The organism is Morganella sp. B601, from assembly GCF_051172335.1.
GTDB lineage: Bacteria > Pseudomonadota > Gammaproteobacteria > Enterobacterales > Enterobacteriaceae > Morganella > Morganella morganii.
Window position 1 is genome coordinate 373,706 of record NZ_JBPIZE010000002.1, and the last position, 21,229, is coordinate 394,934.

A 21,229-nucleotide genomic window follows, 5' to 3' on the forward strand; every position below is an offset into this window, starting at 1 on the left:
TTTCCTTATACCGGGCGGTCAGACAGCGCCGCCCGGTATCTCCCATCACCAGCTCCCGGAAGCACCGCCACCACCACTGCTGCCGCCTCCGCCGCCGGACGATCCGCTGCTCCCGGAGCTACCGCCGGAACTGCTGCTGTAACTGCCGCCGTCAGAACCGGATGAATACCCGCCTCCTGTACCTGCTATGACACCGGTTAATTTCCGTATTTCCGCTTCCTGAGTAAGATATTCCGGAATTAATGTATATAACAAATAACAAATAAATAGTGAGCCAAATACATTAAGAAAAATGAGCATCATTATACTGATGAACAACGCATCAGGATCAGGATCTCCGTCTATCAGAACCCGTGTCATTATAAAAATCAGAACTGAATAAAATAATACGTTCACAGTATGGCCGAGCGGCGTCGGATAAATATACTTATACTGCAAAAATGCTGTCAGGCGTTTCTGCGCAAGGCGGATTATCCGTTCAGGTTGACGTTTTTTCTTATTTTTGGATTTCGCGTATTCTTCTCTCAGATATTCAATATCGTTAAAAACCTGCTTTTCTATCCTTTTCTTACGGCGGGGAGAACCAATAAATAATGACCAGAGATACACCGCAATAAAGGTCAGAAGATAAATAACCGTCAGTCGTTTGAGTTTTAATGCTTCTGTTCCGGATGTCTCTGATTTGATATATTCCGGCTCATTTCCGCTGATAATATCAATGGCATCGGTCACACCCGTTTCAATTCCGGTAAAATAATTGCCTTTTTTAAATTCAGGGGTGATGCGCTGACGGATAATACGGCCTGCGGAGACATCCGGCAGAATACCTTCCAGTCCATAGCCGACCTCAAAACGCAGATTACGGTCATTCACCGCCACGACCAGCAACAGTCCGTTATTCTGACCTTTGCGGCCGATCTTCCATGTATTAAACGCACGGTGCGCAAATGTCTCAATACTTTCCCCGCCGGTTGACGACACAATAAACACCACGAACTGACTGCCGTCATTGCGGCTCAGTTCATACTCAATGAGTTGCCGGTTAAGCTGTGTAAATTGCGGGCCGGTCAGAAGACCGGCGCTGTCAATAACCCGGTCCCGTTTCAGTTCCGGCAGAGCCTGCACATCCGCACGGGCAAAGAAACTGACAAAAAGAAGCACAAGGCATCCTGCCATAACTTTGCTCATCATTACTCCTGTGAATGTTCTTTTCCCTGCCGCGCATAGCGCGCCGCCATCACCGCACACACCATCAGCTGGATCTGATGAAACAGCATCAGCGGCAGCACCAGAATCCCCACCACGGCCGGCGGAAACATTACGTTTGCCATCGGCACGCCGTTTGCCAGGCTTTTCTTCGAACCACAGAACACAATGGTAATTTCATCGGCCTTATTAAAGCCGAGTGCCCGTGAGCCGTACACGTTGATCACCAGCACAATCGCCAGCAACCCGCACGACACCACGGCAATCTGCAGAATAGACATTGCATCAATCTTCTGCCAGATCCCCTCGGCAACCGCTTCGCTGAAAGCGACATACACCACCAGCAGAATAGAAGTGCGGTCCGTTTTATTAATGATTTTTTTATTGCGGTCCACCCACCTGCCAATCAGCGGACGGGAAAGGTGCCCGACCACAAACGGCAGCATCAGCTGCAGTAAAATAGACCGGATCGCACCCAGGGTATCCAGTTCATGCGCGCCCTGCGTTTCCATCATAAAACCGATAATGACCGGTGATAAGAACACACCAAGGATACTGGAGGCGGATGCACTGCAAATTGCCGCCGCTACATTTCCGCCCGCGACAGAGGTAAAGGCGATAGCCGATTGTACTGTCGCCGGTAAGGCGCATAAGTATAAGAAACCCATGTAAATGGCCGGAGACATCCATTCCGGTACCAGAAACTGCAAACCCAGCCCCAGCAGCGGGAAGAGGATAAAAGTACTGGAGAACACCATCAGATGCAGACGCCAGTGTCCCATTCCCGTAACAATCGCTTCCCGAGAGAGTTTTGCGCCGTGGAAGAAGAATAATAACGCAATCGCGGCGGTGGTCAGATAGCGGAATCCGGTCGCTACACTGCCGGTTGCCGGAAAGAGTGACGCCAAAATAACAACCGTGATCATTATGACCAGGAACGGATCTAACCGCAGTTTCTGCCACCAGTTTGTCATGCGTTATTCACTTTTGTCTGCAATAAGAAGTAATAATTATTTGTTACAGCGTCACAGTTCGTCCGGTTTTATGAGATTCCATGCCGGCCTCAATAATACGGATAACTTCCGCTCCTTCCTGCGCCGTCACCGGGTTCGGACCGTTATTGATAATCGCCTCTGCCACTTCCGCGTAATAGCGGCCATAGTGCCCGGCTTTGTTCGGATACGTTTCTGTAATCACTTCGATACCGTCCGGTGACAGGCTCAGTTCCCCGTCACGGCTGTCATGACCCCAGTTGACACCGACCGGCATCTGCCCTGCTTTCAGTGCATTTTCCTGCGGATCCAGCCCGTACTTCACATAGCTGCCTTTCATGCCGTGAACGATATACACCGGGGATTCCGCTGCCGCGACCGTGGTGGCATGCAGCACGACTTTGACATCCGGATAGTGCAGTTGCGCATGGAAATAATCCACCGCCTCAGAACCCGGACGGATCATACCCAGATCGGCAGTGATCGCCGTTGGTTTGCCGAAAAACTGCAATGCCTGGTCAATCAGATGAGAACCCAGGTCATACCAGATACCGCTGCCTAATGCAGCAGCTTCGCGCCAGCGCTTTTGCGGCTGCGGGCGGTAACGGTCAAAGTGGACTTCAAAATATTTGATATCCCCGAGTTTTTTACTGTCAAACAGGGATTTGAGCGTCAGATACCCGGAGTCAAAACGGCGGTTATGATAAACAGACAGCACCAGCCCGGCGTCATCCGCCTGTTTTGCCAGGGTAAATGCCTCTTCAGATGTCAGGGTAAAGGGTTTATCCACCACCACATGTTTACCCGCAGCCAGCGCCATCCGCGCCAGCGGGAAATGGGTGTCATTCGGGGTCGGGATCACGACGAGGTCAATGGCCGGATCAGCAAAAATATCTTCCGGCGTGGCGACAACCTGCACATCCGGATAGTCCGCATGCACTTTGGCGGCATCACTGCTCGCAACTTTGGCCAGTTCCATATTGGCATTATTGACAATAAACGGCGCATGGAATGTTTTTCCGGCAAAACCGTACCCGATCAGGCCCACTTTCAGTATTTTCGTCATCACTCCCTCCGGGGGATTGTCATGTTAACGGATAAAAACATGCTTTCAGAATCTGTCATCCTCCTGAAAAGTACCACTAACTGATTCCGTGACGCAAATGCTGTGCCCGGTTTTCGTCAGTTTTGCCGCTTTTTCATTCTGATACACGCAGTTATCTGTCCTTTCACACAATCCCGATAACCCCGGATGCCCGGGGATTGCTATTATTCACCCCGCTTACCGGGGATCCCGGTTTTTTATGTGCTTTATTTGTATGTTTTTAAAGACTCGCTTTGGGCATTGTAATGGCTGACTACTTATTACTTTTTGTCGGGACGGTGCTGGTTAACAACTTCGTACTCGTCAAATTCTTAGGATTATGCCCCTTTATGGGGGTCTCCAAAAAGCTGGAAACTGCTATAGGCATGGGGTTTGCCACCACATTTGTGATGACACTCGCCTCCGTCTGCTCGTGGCTGATGGATACCTTTATCCTGATCCCGCTGGATATTCTCTATCTGCGCACACTGAGCTTTATCCTGGTGATCGCCGTGGTGGTGCAGTTCACCGAAATGGTGGTGCGGAAAACCAGCCCGGCGCTCTACCGGCTGCTCGGGATCTTCCTGCCGCTGATCACCACCAACTGTGCGGTACTCGGCGTCGCGCTGCTGAACATCAACCTGTCGCATAATTTCCTCCAATCCGCCGTTTACGGCTTTGGTGCGGCAGCCGGTTTCTCCCTGGTGATGGTGCTGTTTGCCGCTATCCGTGAGCGGCTGGCAACGGCAGATGTGCCGGCGCCTTTCCGCGGGGCGTCTGTCGGGCTGGTCACTGCCGGTCTGATGTCTCTGGCCTTTATGGGCTTCAGTGGTCTGGTGAAATTCTGATGACAATGATTTGGATTGCCGTTGCCGTACTCAGCCTGCTGGGTCTGGCATTCGGTCTGATACTTGGTTACGCCTCCCGCCGCTTCAAAGTGGAGGAAGATCCCATTGTGGATAAGATTGATGACATTCTGCCGCAGAGTCAGTGCGGTCAGTGTGGTTTTCCGGGCTGCCGCCCGTATGCGGAATCTGTTGCCAACGGCGGTGCAATAAACCGCTGTGCCCCCGGCGGCGAGCAGGTGATGCTGAAACTGGCTGATATGCTGGGTGTGGATCCGCAGCCGCTCGACGGTGACGAATCCGTGCTCAATCCGGTGCGCAAAGTGGCCTTTATTCATGAAGATCAGTGCATCGGCTGCACCAAATGTATTCAGGCGTGTCCGGTGGATGCGATTATCGGTGCCACCCGCGCCATGCATACCGTGGTTGAAGATCTCTGCACCGGGTGTGATTTGTGTGTCGCGCCCTGCCCGACAGATTGCATTGAGATGATCCCGGTCGCCGTCACCCCGCGTAACTGGAAGTGGGATTTAAACACCATTCCGGTCAGAAATATTCCGGCGGATACCGGCGGTACTCCTGTCAAACCTGTTCAGATTGAGGCGTCGTAAGTTTTATGTTCAATTTGCTCAACTTTCTGAAAAAAGACCGGGTATGGGATTTTGACGGCGGCATTCATCCGCCGGAAATGAAATTACAGTCCAGCCGGACACCGATGCGGGTGTGCCCGGTACCGGAAGAACTGATTATTCCGCTCCAGCAGCATATCGGGAACGAAGGCGATGTGCTGGTCAGCCCCGGCGACCATGTCCTGAAAGGTCAGCCGCTGACACGCGGAACCGGCCGCAGCCTGCCGGTGCACGCCTCATCATCCGGCACGGTGACTGCCGTGGAGCCTTGTGTGACCGCGCATCCGTCCGGGCTGACCGCACCGTGCATCCGTATCCGGACTGACGGGCTGGATACCCCGTATCCGGCGGAAAAAACAGCGGATTTCACCTCTCTCTCCAAAACAGAACTGACTGACCGCATTCATCAGGCCGGGATTGCCGGTCTCGGCGGTGCAGGCTTCCCGACCGCCAGCAAGCTGAAAGGCGGCGGTGATCTTATCCGCACCCTGATTATCAATGCGGCGGAATGTGAGCCCTATATCACGGCAGATGACCGTCTGATGCAGGAGCATGCCGGGGAAATTCTCACCGGCATCCGTATTCTGATGCACCTTCTTGAGCCGGAACAGGTGCTTATCGGCATTGAAGATAATAAACCGGAGGCGATTGCCGCACTGCGTAACGTTACTGCCGGTGAAAAACAGATTTTCGTGCGGGTGATCCCGACCAAATACCCGTCCGGCGGCGCAAAACAGCTGACCAAAATTCTCACCGGCCGCGAAGTACCGTCCGGCGGACGCTCTTCTGATATCGGCGTGCTGATGCAGAACGTCGGAACCGTGGTTGCCATCAAGCGCGCCATTACCGACGGCGAACCGCTGATCCAGCGCGTGGTAACAGTAACCGGCGAAGCGGTTGAATCACCGGGTAACTTCTGGACACGACTCGGTACGCCGGTCCGTTTCCTGCTGCAACAGGCCGGTTTCCGTCCGCAGCATGAACAGATGGTTGTGATGGGCGGCCCGCTGATGGGCTTTACACTGCCTGATCTCGATGTGCCGGTAGTGAAAATCTGTAACTGTATTCTTGCACCAACCACAAACGAGATGGAACCTGCTGCACCGGAAGAAGCCTGTATCCGCTGCAGTCACTGTGCGGATGCCTGCCCGGCCGGGTTACTGCCGCAGCAGCTCTACTGGTTCAGTAAAGGTAATGAACACGAAAAAGCAGAGCAACACCATCTGTTTGACTGCATCGAATGCGGTGCCTGTGCCTGGGTCTGCCCGAGCAACATTCCGCTGGTACAGTATTACCGTCAGGAAAAAGCACAGGTCATTGAGATCCGCGAAGAGGCCCAACGCGCCGCAGATGCCAAAATCCGCTTTGAAGCCAAACAGGCACGAATGGCACGGGAAAAAGAAGCCCGTGAAGCCCGCCATAAAAGTGCAGCTGTCCAGGTGGATGAGAAAGACAGTGCAGCTATCAGCGCCGCCCTTGCCCGCGTGAAAGCCAAAGACAGCAGCGCGGGAATGACGATTTCTGTTAATCCGTCCGTCTTACCGGATAACAGCGCCGTGATTGCTGCCCGTGAAGCCCGTAAAGCACAGGCACGCGCACGGCAGGCAGAGAAAGCGGCTCTCGCGGCTGAAACAACACAACCGGCAACAGAGGCAGATGCCGAGCCGCGTAAAGCCGCAGTGGCTGCCGCCCTTGCCCGCGCCAAAGCGAAGAAAGCCGCTCAGGCTGCGGAAGCTCCGGCGGAAGCGGCACAACCGGCCGCAGAGACAGAAGCCGATCCGCGCAAAGCTGCTGTCGCTGCCGCCCTTGCCCGCGCCAAAGCGAAAAAAGCCGCTCAGGCTGCGGAAGCGCCGGCGGAAGCGGCACAACCGGCCGCAGAGACAGACATCGATCCGCGCAAAGCCGCTGTCGCTGCCGCCATTGCCCGCGCCAAAGCGAAGAAAGCCGCTCAGATTGCCGAAGCTCCGGCAGAAGCTGAACAACCGGCAACGGAAACAGAGACAGATCCGCGCAAAGCTGCTGTTGCTGCCGCGATTGCCCGCGCCAAAGCGAAAAAAGCCGCTCAGGCCGCAGAAGCGCCGGCGGAAGCGGCACAACCGGCCGCAGAGACAGACATCGATCCGCGCAAAGCCGCTGTCGCTGCCGCGATTGCCCGCGCCAAAGCGAAGAAAGCCGCTCAGGCCGCTGCACAACATTCTGAAGAAACCACTGATTAATGAAGCGAAATAAGCATGAAATTTAGGCCCGTTTCCTCAAACGCCCCGCACCGGCTGAAAATTGCGGGATCACCGTTTACGCATAACCGTGACAACACCTCCGCCATCATGCTGTGGGTGGTGATTGCCATGATCCCGGGAATTGCCGCGCAGCTCTGGTTTTTCGGCGCCGGTACCCTGTTTCAGATTCTGATTGCAGTTGTAACTGCGCTGGTCACCGAAAGTATTGCTGTCCGGCTGCGCAATCAGCCTGTGATGCCGTATCTGAAAGATAACTCCGCGCTGGTCACTGCAGTGCTGCTGGCTGTCAGTATTCCGCCGCTGGCGCCGTGGTGGATGATTGTTATCGGTACATTCTTTGCCGTGATTATTGCCAAGCACATATATGGCGGTCTCGGACAAAACCCGTTTAACCCGGCAATGGTCGGTTATGTGGTGCTGCTGATCTCCTTCCCGGTACAGATGACCAGTTGGCTGCCGCCGGAGAGTCTGCAAATCACCCCGGTTTCGCTCAGTGACAGTCTGCATGTGATTTTCACCGGGTTATCAGACGGTGGCCAGACACTGGAGCAGTTACGCGCCGGAGCGGATGGTATGAGCCAGGCGACTCCGCTCGACAGTTTCAAAACCGGTCTGCTGACCCGCGATATGTCCGAAATCCTGACACAACCCGTTTTACAGGGCTCTGTCGCCGGTATCGGCTGGCAGTGGGTGAATATCGGTTACCTGATCGGCGGTTGTATTCTGCTTAACCGTAAAGTGATTTCATGGCAGATCCCGGCCGCCATGCTGGGAACACTCGCGGTATTGTCAGTGATCGGATACCTGATTGATTCATCACACTTTACATCCCCGGTTATACAGCTGTTTTCCGGTGCCACCATGCTCGGGGCATTCTTTATCGCTACCGACCCGGTCACCGCTTCCACCACACCACGCGGCCGCCTGATATACGGGATACTGATCGGCCTTCTGCTGTGGATTATCCGTGTTTACGGCGGTTATCCGGATGCGGTGGCATTTGCCGTCCTGCTGGCCAATATCACCGTGCCGCTGATCGATACCTACACACAACCGCGTGTTTACGGGCACAAACGGGGGAATAAATGATTGCCACATTACGCCGTTACGGCCTGATCCTCGCCCTGTTTGCCGCCGGTACCACCGGGCTGAGCGGGTTTGTCTACACCCTGACAAAACCGGAAATTGATAAGCAGGCCGCCGCACAGCAAAAGGCACTGTTTGCCGAAATCCTGCCGGAATCGGTTTATAATAATGATGTGATTGCAGAGTGTTATCTGGTCACCGATCCTGCCCTGGGTAATGAACTGCCGCACCGGCTGTATGTTGCCCGCAAAGACGGCACACCTGTCGCCGCAGTGCTGGAGTCCACCGCACCGGACGGCTATTCCGGTAATATTCAGCTGCTGGTTGCGGCTGATTTTAACCGTACCGTGCTCGGCTCCCGCGTGACCGAACACAAAGAGACACCGGGGCTGGGTGATAAAATTGATACCCGGATTTCAGACTGGATCACATCTCTGAGCGGCAAACATATTGAATCCGCTGATGACCCGCACTGGGCGGTGAAAAAAGACGGCGGGGATTTTGATCAGTTCACCGGTGCCACCATCACGCCGCGCGCAGTTGTCAATGCTGTCCGTGCAACAGCGGATTATATGCAGACACTGCCGCCGCTGCTGAACACCTTACCTCAATGCGGAGCAGAATAATGAGTCAGATTAAAGAGTTATTCGCCGACGGATTATGGAAAAACAACTCCGCCCTGGTTCAGGTTCTGGGGCTGTGTCCGCTGCTGGCGGTCTCCTCCACGGTCACCAATGCGCTGGGTCTGGGACTGGCCACCACGCTGGTGCTGATTTGTACTAACGTGGCAGTTTCCGCGCTGCGCCGCTGGATCCCGTCAGAAATCCGCATTCCTATCTATGTGATGCTGATTGCTTCTGTGGTGACCGCAGTGCAGTTGCTGATCAATGCCTATGCTTTCGGCTTATATCAGTCACTCGGTATATTCATCCCACTGATTGTGACCAACTGTATTGTTATTGGCCGTGCTGAGGCATTCGCCGCCAAAAATGCGGTTTATCCTTCTGCGATTGACGGCCTGGCTATGGGGCTTGGTGCCACCGCCGCGCTGTTTGTGCTCGGTGCCATGCGTGAAATTCTCGGCAACGGTACTCTGTTTGACGGTGCGGATCTGCTGCTCGGTGACTGGGCCAAAGTGCTGCGCGTCGATGTGCTGCATCTTGACACCCCGTTCCTGCTGGCTATGCTGCCACCGGGTGCCTTTATCGGGCTTGGCTTAATGCTGGCAGGCAAGTATCTTATTGATGAGAAAATGAAAAAACGCAAAAATGCACCTGCTGCTCCGCAATATGAAACAGAAAAAGGATGCGGAAGCCATCTGGTCAAATAACTGTATAATTAAGCAGGCTCCTCTCCGGGAGTCTGCTTTTATCATGAATGAGCCAATGTCGTTATGAATAAAGAAAAACGTATTGAAATCCTGACCCGCCTGCGGGACAACAACCCGCAACCCACCACCGAACTGCTGTTTGATTCTCCGTTTGAATTACTGATCTCCGTCTTATTATCCGCCCAGGCGACAGATGTCAGTGTCAATAAAGCCACCCGTCCGCTGTATGCCGTTGCCAATACGCCGCAGGCCATTCTGGATCTGGGTGTGGACGGTGTGAAATCCTATATTAAAACCATCGGGTTATTTAATACCAAAGCAGAGAATGTGATTAAAACCTGCCGGATGCTGGTTGAGCTGCATAACGGCGAAGTGCCGGAAGACAGAGCTGCTCTTGAGGCGCTGCCGGGTGTGGGGCGCAAAACTGCTAATGTGGTACTCAATACCGCGTTCGGCTGGCCGACCATTGCTGTTGATACCCATATTTTCCGTGTCTGTAACCGCACAAAATTTGCCCCCGGTAAAAATGTGGATGAGGTGGAACAAAAATTATTGCGGGTTGTTCCGGCAGAATTTAAAGTCGATTGCCACCATTGGTTTATACTGCACGGGCGTTATACCTGTGTTGCCCGCAAACCCCGCTGCGGTTCATGCATCATTGAGGATTTGTGTGAATTCAGCGAAAAAGTTTATCCGGAAGATTAATCTGCTGCGCTTTAAACAGAAATTGCCCTCTGTGCTTGCGGGCAGCGTAAATTCGCGTAAAAATAACCATAAATTTGCTCACCCAACCAGTACGGGAACCTATGTTTCAAGATAACCCGCTGTTAGCTCAGCTAAAACAACAGCTCCACGATAAAACATTGCGTGTCGAAGGGATCGTAAAAAGTACCGATAAAGGCTACGGTTTCCTGGAAGTTGACGGACAAAAATCCTATTTTATTCCGCCGCCGCAGATGAAAAAAGTCATGCACGGCGACCGCGTCACCGCAGCTATTCACACGGTGAATAATAAAGATGTGGCTGAGCCTGAAGCGCTGATCACCCCGTTTCTGGACCGGTTTGTCGGCCGTGTGCAGCGCAAGGAAAATGATGACCGTCTCTGGATCATTCCTGATCACCCGCTGTTAAAAGATTCCATTCCCTGTCGTCCGGCAAAAGGCGTTGATCACGAGTTTCGTCAGGGTGACTGGGCAGTTGCGGAAATGCGCCGCCACCCGCTGAAGGGTGATCGCAGTTTCCACGCGGAAATCACCGGCTTTATCACCGATGCGGACGACCATTACGCGCCGTGGTGGGTGACACTGACCCGCCACCAGCACGCACTGAAAGAGCCGGAACCGGTTGAGGTGACCATGGCGGATGATAATCTGCCGCGCACTGATCTGACCCATCTGGATTTCGTCACTATCGACAGTGCATCCACCGAAGATATGGATGATGCACTTTACATCACCACCGGTGATAACAATCAGCTTCAGCTGACTATCGCGATTGCTGACCCGACCAGCTACATCCCGGCCGGCAGCGAGCTGGACGCCATTGCTCATAAACGCGCATTTACCAACTATCTCCCGGGCTTTAATATCCCGATGCTGCCGCGTAACCTGTCTGATGACCTGTGCTCGCTGCATCCGCATGTGCGCCGCCCGGCACTGGTGTGTCGGGTCTCCGTTAATGAGGATGGCTCTCTGGCTGATGATGCCGTATTCTTCGCCGCCTGGGTTGAATCCAAAGCCAAGCTGGCTTACGACGATGTTTCCGACCTGCTGGAAGGTGTGGCTGACCGCGTGACGACGGATGAAACAATCCGCCGTCAGATTTCCCTGTTGCAGGATATGTATCAGCGCCGCCATCACTGGCGTGAAACTCACGCGCTGGTCTTTAAAGATCGTCCTGATTACCGCTTTATCCTTGATGAAAACGGCGTGGTGACAGATATCGTGGCCGAACAGCGCCGCAGTGCCAACCGCATTGTGGAAGAAGCGATGATCACCGCCAATATCTGTGCTGCTCAGGTGCTGGATAAAAAACTCGGCTTTGGTGTCTATAACGTACACACCGGACTGGATCCGCTGACTATCGGCCAGGCTGTTGCCCTGCTCGCCGAAAACGGTATTAATTTCAGTGCGGAAGAGTTGCTGACCCTCGACGGTTTCTGTCGTCTGCGCCGTGAACTGGATAACCAGCCGACGCAGTTCCTCGACAGCCGTATCCGCCGCTTCCAGACCTTTGCCGAAGTCCGCATGGAAAAAGGCCCGCACTTTGGTCTGGGACTGGACGGGTATGCGACCTGGACATCCCCTATCCGTAAATACAGCGATATTGTGAACCACCGTCTGCTGAAAGCGATTATCGCCGGTCAGTCTGCGGAAAAACCGGCTGAAGCCCTGGCCGAGCACCTGGCAGAGCGCCGCCGTGCCAACCGCATGGCAGAGCGCGATGTCGGTGACTGGTTATATGCCCGTTACCTGCAGCCGTATGCCGGTACCGATACCCCGTTCCCGGCGGAGATCATTGATATCACCCGCGGCGGTGTGCGTGTCCGTCTGACAGACAACGGCGCTGTCGCCTTCATCCCGGGCGCCTTTATCCACCCGGTTAAAGATGAACTCCAGTGCAGCCAGGAAACCGGCTCAGTGCTGATTAAAGGTGAAGTCCGTTACCGCCTCAATGACATCATTCCGGTGAAAATTGAGGAAGTTAAGATGGAAACCCGCAGTATTCTGGCCCGTCCGCTCTGATCCGGAATCACTGACTGATAAGAACCGCCGTTTTGTATTAACGGCGGTTTTTTTATTCCTGCCACTCAGAACCCGCCTCTGTTCCTGTCATTAAATTCCGGACAGCAATACCTTTAACAGCATTTAAATTTTATTTAAATCATGCGGATAGTAATTAATAACGTGATTGCTATAGTGATGCTATTCAGACATGCAGCGGGGAAATAAGATGAAGAAAATAGTAACGGCATTGCTTGTCGCCGGTGGCCTGCTGGCACTCAGCGGCTGTAAAAATCTGTCAGAGCAGGAGAAAGATACCGCGATTGGTGCTGAATTAGGGGCTATCAGCGGCGCGATCCTGACGGACGGCTCCGGCCTGGCTACAGTCGGTGGTGCTGCCGTCGGCGGGATTATCGGCCACGAAGCCGGTCAGTGACAAAGGCGTCCGTAACGGACGCCTTATCTCTCTGTCAGCCACCCGCCAGTTTGACTTTAAAGCCTTTATCTTCCAGCAGTTGCTTCAGTAAATCGCGTTTATCACCCTGAATTTCAATTACACCGTCTTTCAGCGCCCCGCCGCAGCCACAGCGTTTTTTCAGATCTGCCGCCAGCTTGCTCAGTGCAGCATCATCCAAATCAATACCGGTGATCAGACACACGCCCTTACCTTTGCGGCCGCTGGTCTGACGCTGAATACGGACAATACCGTCACCTTTCGGGCGTTCCGCTTTGACTTCCGGCTCATCAATACGGCCGGCATCGGTGGAATAAACCAGCCGTGAATTATTGTCCATCTTATAATACTCCCACTGAAGCATTAATCGCCTGTAATGCCGCCTGCGGGTTATCACTGCGGGTGATTGGCCGCCCGATAACCATGTAATCCACCCCGGCACTGACTGCCTGCGGTGGTGTCATGATACGGCGCTGGTCACCGGCATCACTGCCTTCAGGGCGGATCCCCGGCGTGACCAGTTTAAATTCCCGGCCCAGGGTCTCTTTCATCAGTTTCGCTTCATGAGCGGAACAGACCACACCATCCAGCCCGCAGTTCTGTGTTAATTTTGCCAGACGCAGCGCGTGCTCTGCCGGTGTGGCATCAATACCGGTTCCGGCCAGGTCGGACTGCTCCATGCTGGTCAGCACGGTCACAGCAATCAGCAGCGGTGCATCGTTGCCGTATGGTAACAGGATCTCTTTTGCCGCTGTCATCATACGCTCACCGCCTGCCGCATGGACGTTAACCATCCACACACCCAGCTCAGCCGCTGCCCGCACCGCATGCGCTGCGGTATTCGGAATATCATGGAATTTCAGGTCAAGAAAAACCTCAAACCCGCGCTGCTGCAATGCACGGACACATTCCGGCCCGCAGAAGGTGAACAGCTCTTTACCGACTTTCAGACGGCACTGTGCCGGATCGATACGATCGGCAAAAGCCAGCGCGTCATCCGGGTTGTCGTAATCGAGCGCAACAATAACAGGCGATGCGATATCTGCACGGCCTGTATGCGAAGAAAGAGATGTCATGAATGTATTACCTGTGGTTGGTGAATTAATACGGGTAAATAATTACGGGTAAATGTGACGTTGTCACTGTCCGTCCAGCCCTCTGATAGGCTTGATAGTATCCCATGACCGGCAGGACGGGCAGTGCCAGTACAGGGCGTGTGATGTAAATCCGCATTTGCCGCAGCGGTAATCCGGTTTTGTCCGGATTTGCTCGCCGACCATGTTACGCAGCAGGCCGAGACTCTCCTTGGCACGGCCTTCCTCTGCCTCTGACAGATAATATTCCATCAGACGGCAAAACAGACGCATGGTCGGATGGCGCTGCAACTGGCGGTTAACATAGGTGATCGCCATTTCCGGCCCTTCCTGCTGTTCAATAATATCCGCAAGATAGAGTTCGGCAATAGCACCAATATTTTCATCCGAGCAATGCAGCAGGTACTCTGCCCATTCTGCCGGCTGATCAAGGTGTGTGTAGCAGGTTTCCAGCATCGGCAGCGTTTCACTGACCATCTCTTTATCCTGCTCAAACACCCGCTTGAGCACGGTGACGGCTTTGCTGTATTCCGCCCGTTCAATATGAATACGCCCCTGCATAATCGACACCCGGGCACAGTTTTTATCCGCCCCCGCAGCTTTGGCGAGATACGCAAATGCACCGTCAGTGTTATCGCTGCCCAGCGCCTGCAATGCCAGTTCACAATAGAAGTTAGCGATATTCTCACGCTGTCCGGAGTCACCCTGTTTCAGCAGTTTTTCACCGATATCGATGGCTTTGCTCCAGTCACTGGTGGACTGATAAATCGATAACAACGACTGAAGCGCGCTTTGTCTGAAATCCGCCTCATCAATCAGCTGTAAAAACAGGGCTTCCGCCCGGTCATAAACCCCGGCGGCCACATAATCGCGACCCAGCTGTTGTGTGGCGAGGAGACGCTGATCATAGGAGAGAGAGGCGCTTTCCATCAGTGACTGATGGATGCGGATGGCGCGTTCCACTTCGCCGCGCGAACGGAACAGGTTACCGAGTGTCAGGTGAGCTTCAAATGCAGAACTGTCTTCTTTCAGCATGTCGAGGAACAAATCAACCGCTTTATCCTGCTGATCGGACAGCAAAAAGTTTACGCCTGCCACATAGTCACGTGACAGGCGATCCGCATGTTGTTGTTGATTCTGCTGCGCGCTGCGCCGCCCCATATACCAGCCGTATGCGGCAGCAATGGGCAACAGAAGAAACAACAGCTCAAGCATAATGCTTATTCCTTAGTGGTGTCCCGCAGTGCAACCGAACCGGAAGACTGCACCGTCTGATCAGCTTCCAGACGTTTGATCCGGTGCCGGGCACGTGCCAGCGACAACCGCAGACGTAAATAAAACAGACCGCAGACAATCCAGCCCAGCACAAAACCGATACCGAACAGTACGGCCAGCAAGGTGGATACAGAATACTGTCCCTGCGCAATCAGATAATTAAATGTGACTACCTGATCGTTATTTGCGCCCAGTGTCACCGAAATGATGAAAACCACCAGTACAAGGATAAAAATCAGAAAATATTTCACCGGCGTTCCTATTATCAGGCTTGCATTCCGCGCCTGCTTCTTGCAGACGCACTAACCCCTTAAGTTACCATTTACCCCGGGGAGAATGAAAGTAATTTGTTGTGTTCCCGAGTTTTTTCCGCTTTTTTGCCGGTATCCGCACAGAATACCGGCAACGGGTTTCACGCGCCTTATAATAACATGATTTCAGGCCAGCGGCGGCAGTTGCACACCATTTTCCTTCTGCCTGTTAAGCCAGATAAAGAATATTCCGGCCAGGATTGCGTTAATAATCACAGACATAATGATATCTGACGGCCAGTGCATTCCCAGCGCCAGGCGGCTGTATTCCGCCAGAATGCCCCACAGCAGAATCACGCCCGCCAGCCCGCGGCGGCCCTGTGCGGTGAAAAACACAAAGAGAATCAGCGCCCATGCACTTGCAAACAGTGCATGGCCGGACGGAAATGCATAACCGGTTTCACTTTTCCAGTGCTTCAGCAGCCAGCCGGGCACCTGATAATGATTTGTCACGGTATTTTCCAGCAGTTGTACCCGCGCTTTCCGGGAAAGGTCATAGAACCCTTCTTCTGACACAATATTTTGCTGTGCCAGCCAGACCACATACGGGCGCGGTTCTTTAATGGTGTTTTTCATCGCCACTTTGATGCCCTGTCCCGCAGCCACCACCACAAGAATCAGCGCCGCCGCGCGCAGTGCCTGCTTTCTGCTGCCGCGAAACAAACGGACAAACAGAATACAAAAAATGAGTGATACGATAATCGCCAGCGGATACGCAGCAGTATCCGTCAGGTGCCACAGGCCGCGCAGCAGATCATCATCACCTGATGGCTGCCAGCGCCAGCCGGTCAGTAATGTCACCAGCGGTACCAGCATCAGCAGGATGACACCGGCGATAAAGGGTTTTGTCAGGTTTTTCATCCGGGTTGAATTATTCCGTTAAAAAATAAATATTATTTTGTCAAACTGATGTACTACTATGGTCATGTTCAGTTATTTGACCCGCAAATGGAATGTCAGTTTCATTTCCCGGGCAACGCAGATAATAACATCGCCAATACGATTATGTGCGTTTAAATAAAGATATTTATATCAATGAGTTAATAAATCATGAATAAAGAGTTGCAGTTAAAACGTGTCGCACAGGCAAAATTACCTACCCCGTTCGGGGAATTTTTGATGGTCGGATTTGAAGAAATTGCCACCGGTCACGATCACGTGGCTCTGGTGTTCGGGGACATCAGCGGTGATGAGCCGGTGTTATCCCGCGTCCATTCAGAATGTCTGACCGGTGACGCGCTGTTCAGCCTGCGCTGTGACTGTGGTTTTCAGCTGGAAGCTGCCTTAAAACAGATTTCGGAAGAAGGCCGTGGTGTATTACTGTATCACCGTCAGGAAGGCCGTAATATTGGCCTGCTGAATAAAATCCGTGCCTATGCATTACAGGATACCGGACTGGATACCGTTGAAGCCAACCAGAAGCTGGGTTTCGCCCCGGATGAGCGCGATTTCACGTTGTGCGCCGATATGTACAAACTGCTGGATGTGCACGCCATCCGCCTGCTGACCAATAACCCGGAAAAAGTCGAGATTCTGACCCAGGCCGGGATTAACATTACTGAACGCGTGCCGCTGATTGTCGGCCGTAATCCGGCTAATGCCCATTATCTGGATACCAAAGCGGAGAAAATGGGACACATGCTGTGCCAGTCTCCGGGCTGTAATCACTGATCCACCTGCAAAAACAGAAAAGCGCGGCAAAAAATGCCGCGCTTTGTTTTTACCCGTCTGAATACGTTACGCCAGCATCTGCCGGATCACATAGCAGAGGATGCCACCGTGACGGTAATATTCCAGCTCCGTCTGTGTATCGATACGGCACAGGGCATTCAGTTCAGTCACCCGTCCGTCCGCATGTGTGATTTTCACCGGTACAATCTGTTTTGGTATGATACTGTTCAGGCCGCCGACATCAATCAGTTCATCCCCGGTCAGCCCCAGCGTACGGCGATCAGTTCCCGCCGGAAACTCCAGCGGCAGGATACCCATACCAATCAGGTTAGAACGGTGGATCCGCTCATAGGATTCCGTCAGCACCACTCTCACACCCAGCAGATTAGTGCCTTTCGCTGCCCAGTCACGACTGGAGCCGGAGCCGTACTCTTTCCCGGCTATCACCACCAGCGGTGTCCCGGACTCCTGATAACGCATCGCGGCATCAAAGATAGCCAGTGTTTCCCCGGACGGAATATGGCGGGTAAATCCGCCTTCCGTGCCCGGCACCATTTCATTGCGGATACGGATATTAGCAAACGTGCCGCGTACCATCACTTCATGGTTACCGCGCCGTGAGCCGTAGGAGTTAAAATCCGCCGGTTTCACGCCGTGCGCCTGTAAATAGCGCCCCGCCGGGCTGTCTGCTTTAATGTTCCCCGCCGGAGAGATATGGTCAGTGGTGACAGAGTCACCGAGGATCGCCAAAATCCGTGCCTGTTTTACATCTTTTACCGGTGCCGGGGAAACCGGCATTCCCTCAAAATACGGCGGATGGCGGATATAGGTGGAATCCGGCTGCCACTGGTAGGTCGGCGTATTTTCCACCGGCAGTGACTGCCATTGTTCATCCCCGTCAAAGACTGCTGAGTATTCTTTGCGGAACATCTCTGTTTTCACTTTTTCCACCGCAGCAGCAATCGCGGCATTATCCGGCCAGATATCTTTTAACAGCACCGGTTTGCCCTGTTTATCATAGCCCAGCGGATCGGTTTCCAGATTACAGTGCAGATTGCCGGCCAGTGCATAAGCCACCACCAGCGGCGGAGAAGCCAGCCAGTTGGTTTTCACCAGCGGATGGATGCGCCCTTCAAAGTTACGGTTACCGGACAGCACGGCACCGACTGTCAGGTCATTCCCTTTGATGGCTGTTTCGATTTCCGCATCCAGCGGCCCGGAGTTGCCGATACAGGTAGTACAACCATAACCGACAAGATTAAATCCCAGCTGATCCAGATACGGCGTGAATCCGGCGGCATTCAGATAATCTGTCACCACTTTCGAACCGGGGGCCAGGGAGGTTTTCACCCACGGTTTGCGGGTCAGCCCTTTTTCAGCAGCATTTTTTGCCAGCAGACCGGCAGTCATCAGCACACCGGGGTTGGAGGTGTTGGTACAGGATGTGATGGCGGCAATCACCACGGCACCATCCTCAAGGGTAAAATCGTCGCCATGCAGAGAAACAGGGACTTTCGCCGCCGGAGACTTTTTGTTCAGTTCCAGATCAACCGCCGCCTGAAACGCGCCCGGTACCTGCGCCAGCACCACTCTGTCCTGCGGACGTTTCGGCCCGGCCAGGCTGGTCTGCACATCCGCCAGATCCAGCGCCAGCCCGGAGGTAAAGCGCGGCTCGTCCCCCTCGTGTCGCCACAATCCCTGCTCTTTGCAGTACGTTTCCACCAGCGCGATTTCATCATCACTACGCCCGGTCAGACGCATATAACTGAGTGTGACCTCATCCGCCGGGAAGAAACCACAGGTTGCTCCGTACTCCGGCGCCATATTGGCAATTGTAGCGCGGTCAGCCAGCGGCAGCTGCGCCAGGCCGTCACCCCAGAATTCAACAAATTTGCCCACCACGCCGTGTTTGCGCAGCATTTGTGTCACAGTCAGCACCAGGTCAGTGGCGGTGATCCCTTCGCGCAGACGACCGGTCAGCTTAAACCCGACCACATCCGGGATCAGCATTGACACCGGCTGTCCGAGCATCGCGGCTTCCGCTTCAATACCGCCCACGCCCCAGCCCAGCACGCCGAGGCCGTTAATCATGGTGGTGTGGGAGTCTGTCCCGACCAGGGTATCCGGATACGCATAGATTTTGCCGTCACGGGTTTCATACCAGACGGATTTACCGAGGTACTCGAGGTTAACCTGGTGGCAAATCCCCGTTCCCGGCGGCACCACACGGAAGCGGTCAAAGGCCTGTTGTCCCCAGCGCAGAAAGCGGTAACGTTCGTTATTACGTGACATTTCAATGGCCACGTTATCAGCAAAAGCCTGCTCACTGGCATATTCATCCACCATCACCGAGTGGTCGATAACCAGATCGACCGGCGACAACGGATTGACCTTACTCTCTTCTCCGCCCAGCACGCGGATAGCCTGGCGCATCGCCGCCAGATCCACCACCGCCGGCACACCGGTAAAATCCTGCATCAGCACACGGGCGGGCCGGAAGGCAATTTCATGGTCAGCCGTGCCGGTTTTCTGCCAGTCGATCAGCGCCTGTAAATCGCGTACCTGAACGCTGTCGCCGTCGAGATTACGCAACAGGTTTTCGGCCAGCACTTTCAGGGATTTGGGTAATTTATCAAGATTGCCGAGCTGTTCCGCCAGGCGGGAGAGATGATAGATATGGTAGTGTTTTCCGCCCGCTGTCAGCAGGGTTTCACACTGTTGCTTTAAGGTTAACGACATAACGCCTCCACACAGAGTGTACGGGTTAAACAGGTATCTTCCTTATTATTTTCATTATAAAGATACCATATTCCCGTAATCTTTGCGGGGGCAGCCACACAATTTGTTAATTCAATGTAACTAAAACTAACAATTTTGCAGGATAATTAATCCGGACTGTATTCTGTAATAACCCGGGTTCCCTGCCCGTCAGTCTCAAATGAGATGGTATCCTGACCACCATTAAACAACTGTGTTACCGTCAGGTGATTATTACCCTGCCATTTGTATTCCAGGCTGACCGTATCACCATAACCGGTGAAAGACTGATCCGTGCCGGGTGTCAATTTTTCCGTCAGATTTTTCGGCTCCCCGGTTGTACTGCGGTAGAGCCCGTAAGTTTGTACCAGATTGCTGCCTTTGTAGTAGCATTCATCCGTTGAATCATAGCTTTCCGGGTCACGCACGGTCTCTTTACAGACCGGTGCCGCCGGTACGGATGCAGATACAACCGCCGGAAACAGCCCGGCGGCAAGCAGGACAGCGCCTGTCAGTGCGGATAATTTACTCATCAGTTCCCCTGATAATAAGTATTCAGACAATCGGCAGCGGAATGTCTTTAAACATGGCTTCGATGTCTTCATTATTGCGCAGCGCAATCGCTTTATCCACCACATCGCGAGTCAGATGCGGTGCGAAACGCCACATAAAATCATACATATAGGTTCTCAGGAAACTGCCGCGCCGGAAACCGATTTTTGTGGTGCTGTAGCTGAATTTATCCCGCATATCGATACTGACGAGGTCTTTATCCGTTTCCGGATCAACGGCCATGCTGGCAATAATCCCAATCCCGAGCCCGAGGCGGACATAGGTTTTAATCACATCCGCATCCGTCGCGGTAAAGACCACTTTCGGTTTCAGCCCCTGTTTTTCAAAGGTGCTATCCAGCTCGGAACGGCCGGTGAAACCGTGGGTATAGGTGACAATCTCATACTCCGCGATATCCGCGATAGTCAGGTCGCGCCGCTGCGCCAGCGGGTGATCACGGCGGACCACCACGGCCCGGTTCCACTGATAGCACGGCAGCATAATCAAATCGTTATACAAATGCAGGGCTTCTGTCGCGATAGCGAAATCGCTGTTGCCTTTGCAGACATCTTCGGCTATCTGTGTCGGTGTGCCCTGGTGCATATGCAGGGAAACGTGCGGATAACGCTCAATAAAGCCTTTAATCACCGGCGGCAGTGCATAACGTGCCTGGGTATGGGTTGTGGCGATGCTCAGGGTTCCCTGCTCCGGATAAGTATGCTCACTGGCGACAGCCTTGATGGCATCAATTTTCGCCAGCACTTCACGTGAGATCCGGATAACGGATTCCCCGGCCGGTGTCACATGGGTCAGATGTTTACCGCTGCGGGCAAAAATCTGCATTCCCAGCTCATCTTCCAGCATCCGGATCTGCTTACTGATACCGGGTTGTGATGTGTACAGCCCCTCGGCAGTCGAGGAGACATTCAGATTGTGATTAACCACTTCCACAATATAGCGCAGCTGCTGTAATTTCATCCGCT

21 protein-coding genes are annotated in these 21,229 nt (G+C 53.5%); 10 read left to right on the forward strand and 11 right to left on the reverse strand.

Translation table 11 applies throughout. The features are described from left to right. Positions 1-45: 45 nt before the first annotated feature. The 3 genes from ACSBQN_RS06470 to ACSBQN_RS06480 are packed head-to-tail and all read right to left on the reverse strand — an operon-like array spanning position 46 to position 3,264. Positions 46-1,191, reverse strand: coding sequence for a TPM domain-containing protein (locus tag ACSBQN_RS06470; protein ID WP_024473140.1), 1,146 nt, complete (start codon positions 1,189-1,191; stop codon positions 46-48). Then, entirely contained in the window at positions 1,191-2,180 is a 990-nt protein-coding gene (locus tag ACSBQN_RS06475) for a bile acid:sodium symporter family protein (RefSeq protein WP_024473141.1), read from the reverse strand. Before ACSBQN_RS06475 ends, ACSBQN_RS06470 begins: the two co-directional genes overlap by 1 nt. A 43-nt stretch (positions 2,181-2,223) precedes the next feature. Further along, positions 2,224-3,264: an oxidoreductase gene (locus tag ACSBQN_RS06480; RefSeq protein WP_024473142.1), complete on the reverse strand. Its 1,041-nt coding sequence runs from the start codon at positions 3,262-3,264 to the stop codon at positions 2,224-2,226. Between the two features lie 284 nt (positions 3,265-3,548). On the opposite strand from ACSBQN_RS06480, the gene rsxA reads away from it, so the two are divergent. The 9 genes from rsxA (at position 3,549) to ACSBQN_RS06525 (ending at position 12,568) form a co-directional block, all read left to right on the forward strand. After that, positions 3,549-4,130 carry an electron transport complex subunit RsxA gene (gene rsxA / locus ACSBQN_RS06485; RefSeq protein WP_015422727.1) on the forward strand — a complete coding sequence of 194 codons (582 nt, stop codon included), beginning with the start codon at positions 3,549-3,551 and terminating at the stop codon, positions 4,128-4,130. After that, the gene (rsxB, locus tag ACSBQN_RS06490; RefSeq protein ID WP_024473143.1) at positions 4,130-4,738 is read left to right on the forward strand and encodes an electron transport complex subunit RsxB; all 609 of its coding nucleotides are present in this window, start codon (positions 4,130-4,132) and stop codon (positions 4,736-4,738) included. Before rsxA ends, rsxB begins: the two co-directional genes overlap by 1 nt. 5 nt (positions 4,739-4,743) lie before the next feature. Then, on the forward strand, positions 4,744-6,972 hold the full coding sequence (gene rsxC / locus ACSBQN_RS06495; RefSeq protein WP_036408056.1) for an electron transport complex subunit RsxC: 2,229 nt from the start codon (positions 4,744-4,746) through the stop codon (positions 6,970-6,972). A 15-nt stretch (positions 6,973-6,987) separates the two neighbouring features. Then, on the forward strand, positions 6,988-8,082 hold the full coding sequence (gene rsxD / locus ACSBQN_RS06500) for an electron transport complex subunit RsxD (protein ID WP_024473145.1): 1,095 nt from the start codon (positions 6,988-6,990) through the stop codon (positions 8,080-8,082). Beyond that, the gene (gene rsxG, locus ACSBQN_RS06505) at positions 8,079-8,705 is read left to right on the forward strand and encodes an electron transport complex subunit RsxG (protein ID WP_004238124.1); all 627 of its coding nucleotides are present in this window, start codon (positions 8,079-8,081) and stop codon (positions 8,703-8,705) included. The genes rsxD and rsxG overlap by 4 nt, the downstream gene beginning before the upstream one ends. Next, positions 8,705-9,409, forward strand: a complete 705-nt coding sequence (locus ACSBQN_RS06510) for an electron transport complex subunit E (protein ID WP_004238126.1) — start codon at positions 8,705-8,707, stop codon at positions 9,407-9,409. Before rsxG ends, ACSBQN_RS06510 begins: the two co-directional genes overlap by 1 nt. Before the next feature lie 63 nt (positions 9,410-9,472). Further along, positions 9,473-10,114, forward strand: a complete 642-nt coding sequence (nth, locus tag ACSBQN_RS06515) for an endonuclease III (protein WP_004238127.1) — start codon at positions 9,473-9,475, stop codon at positions 10,112-10,114. A gap of 101 nt (positions 10,115-10,215) precedes the next feature. Then, complete coding sequence (locus ACSBQN_RS06520) at positions 10,216-12,153, forward strand: exoribonuclease II (protein WP_152696222.1); 1,938 nt, start codon at positions 10,216-10,218, stop codon at positions 12,151-12,153. Between the two features lie 208 nt (positions 12,154-12,361). Beyond that, entirely contained in the window at positions 12,362-12,568 is a 207-nt protein-coding gene (locus tag ACSBQN_RS06525; RefSeq protein ID WP_337137274.1) for a glycine zipper 2TM domain-containing protein, read from the forward strand. A gap of 34 nt (positions 12,569-12,602) precedes the next feature. On the opposite strand, the gene yciH is transcribed toward ACSBQN_RS06525, so the two are convergent. The 5 genes from yciH to ACSBQN_RS06550 form a co-directional block, all read right to left on the reverse strand. Next, positions 12,603-12,926 (reverse strand): stress response translation initiation inhibitor YciH, encoded by a 324-nt coding sequence (gene yciH, locus ACSBQN_RS06530; protein WP_024473147.1) that lies wholly within the window; start codon positions 12,924-12,926, stop codon positions 12,603-12,605. 1 nt (position 12,927) lies between these two features. Next, positions 12,928-13,662 carry an orotidine-5'-phosphate decarboxylase gene (gene pyrF, locus ACSBQN_RS06535; protein WP_004238131.1) on the reverse strand — a complete coding sequence of 245 codons (735 nt, stop codon included), beginning with the start codon at positions 13,660-13,662 and terminating at the stop codon, positions 12,928-12,930. 63 nt (positions 13,663-13,725) lie between these two features. Continuing rightward, positions 13,726-14,895, reverse strand: coding sequence for a lipopolysaccharide assembly protein LapB (gene lapB, locus ACSBQN_RS06540; protein ID WP_024473148.1), 1,170 nt, complete (start codon positions 14,893-14,895; stop codon positions 13,726-13,728). Between the two features lie 5 nt (positions 14,896-14,900). Beyond that, positions 14,901-15,206: a LapA family protein gene (locus tag ACSBQN_RS06545; protein ID WP_015422730.1), complete on the reverse strand. Its 306-nt coding sequence runs from the start codon at positions 15,204-15,206 to the stop codon at positions 14,901-14,903. Between the two features lie 186 nt (positions 15,207-15,392). Then, positions 15,393-16,127, reverse strand: coding sequence for a phosphatase PAP2 family protein (locus ACSBQN_RS06550; RefSeq protein ID WP_024473149.1), 735 nt, complete (start codon positions 16,125-16,127; stop codon positions 15,393-15,395). 201 nt (positions 16,128-16,328) lie between these two features. Between ACSBQN_RS06550 and ribA the strand changes: the two genes are divergently transcribed. Then, positions 16,329-16,937 carry a GTP cyclohydrolase II gene (gene ribA / locus ACSBQN_RS06555; RefSeq protein ID WP_024473150.1) on the forward strand — a complete coding sequence of 203 codons (609 nt, stop codon included), beginning with the start codon at positions 16,329-16,331 and terminating at the stop codon, positions 16,935-16,937. 66 nt (positions 16,938-17,003) lie between these two features. On the opposite strand, the gene acnA is transcribed toward ribA, so the two are convergent. The 3 genes from acnA to cysB form a co-directional block, all read right to left on the reverse strand. Further along, positions 17,004-19,676: an aconitate hydratase AcnA gene (gene acnA, locus ACSBQN_RS06560; protein WP_214167357.1), complete on the reverse strand. Its 2,673-nt coding sequence runs from the start codon at positions 19,674-19,676 to the stop codon at positions 17,004-17,006. A 146-nt stretch (positions 19,677-19,822) separates the two neighbouring features. Beyond that, on the reverse strand, positions 19,823-20,227 hold the full coding sequence (locus tag ACSBQN_RS06565) for a hypothetical protein (protein WP_024473152.1): 405 nt from the start codon (positions 20,225-20,227) through the stop codon (positions 19,823-19,825). Between the two features lie 22 nt (positions 20,228-20,249). After that, on the reverse strand, positions 20,250-21,224 hold the full coding sequence (cysB, locus tag ACSBQN_RS06570) for an HTH-type transcriptional regulator CysB (RefSeq protein ID WP_004238139.1): 975 nt from the start codon (positions 21,222-21,224) through the stop codon (positions 20,250-20,252). Positions 21,225-21,229 lie beyond the last annotated feature (5 nt).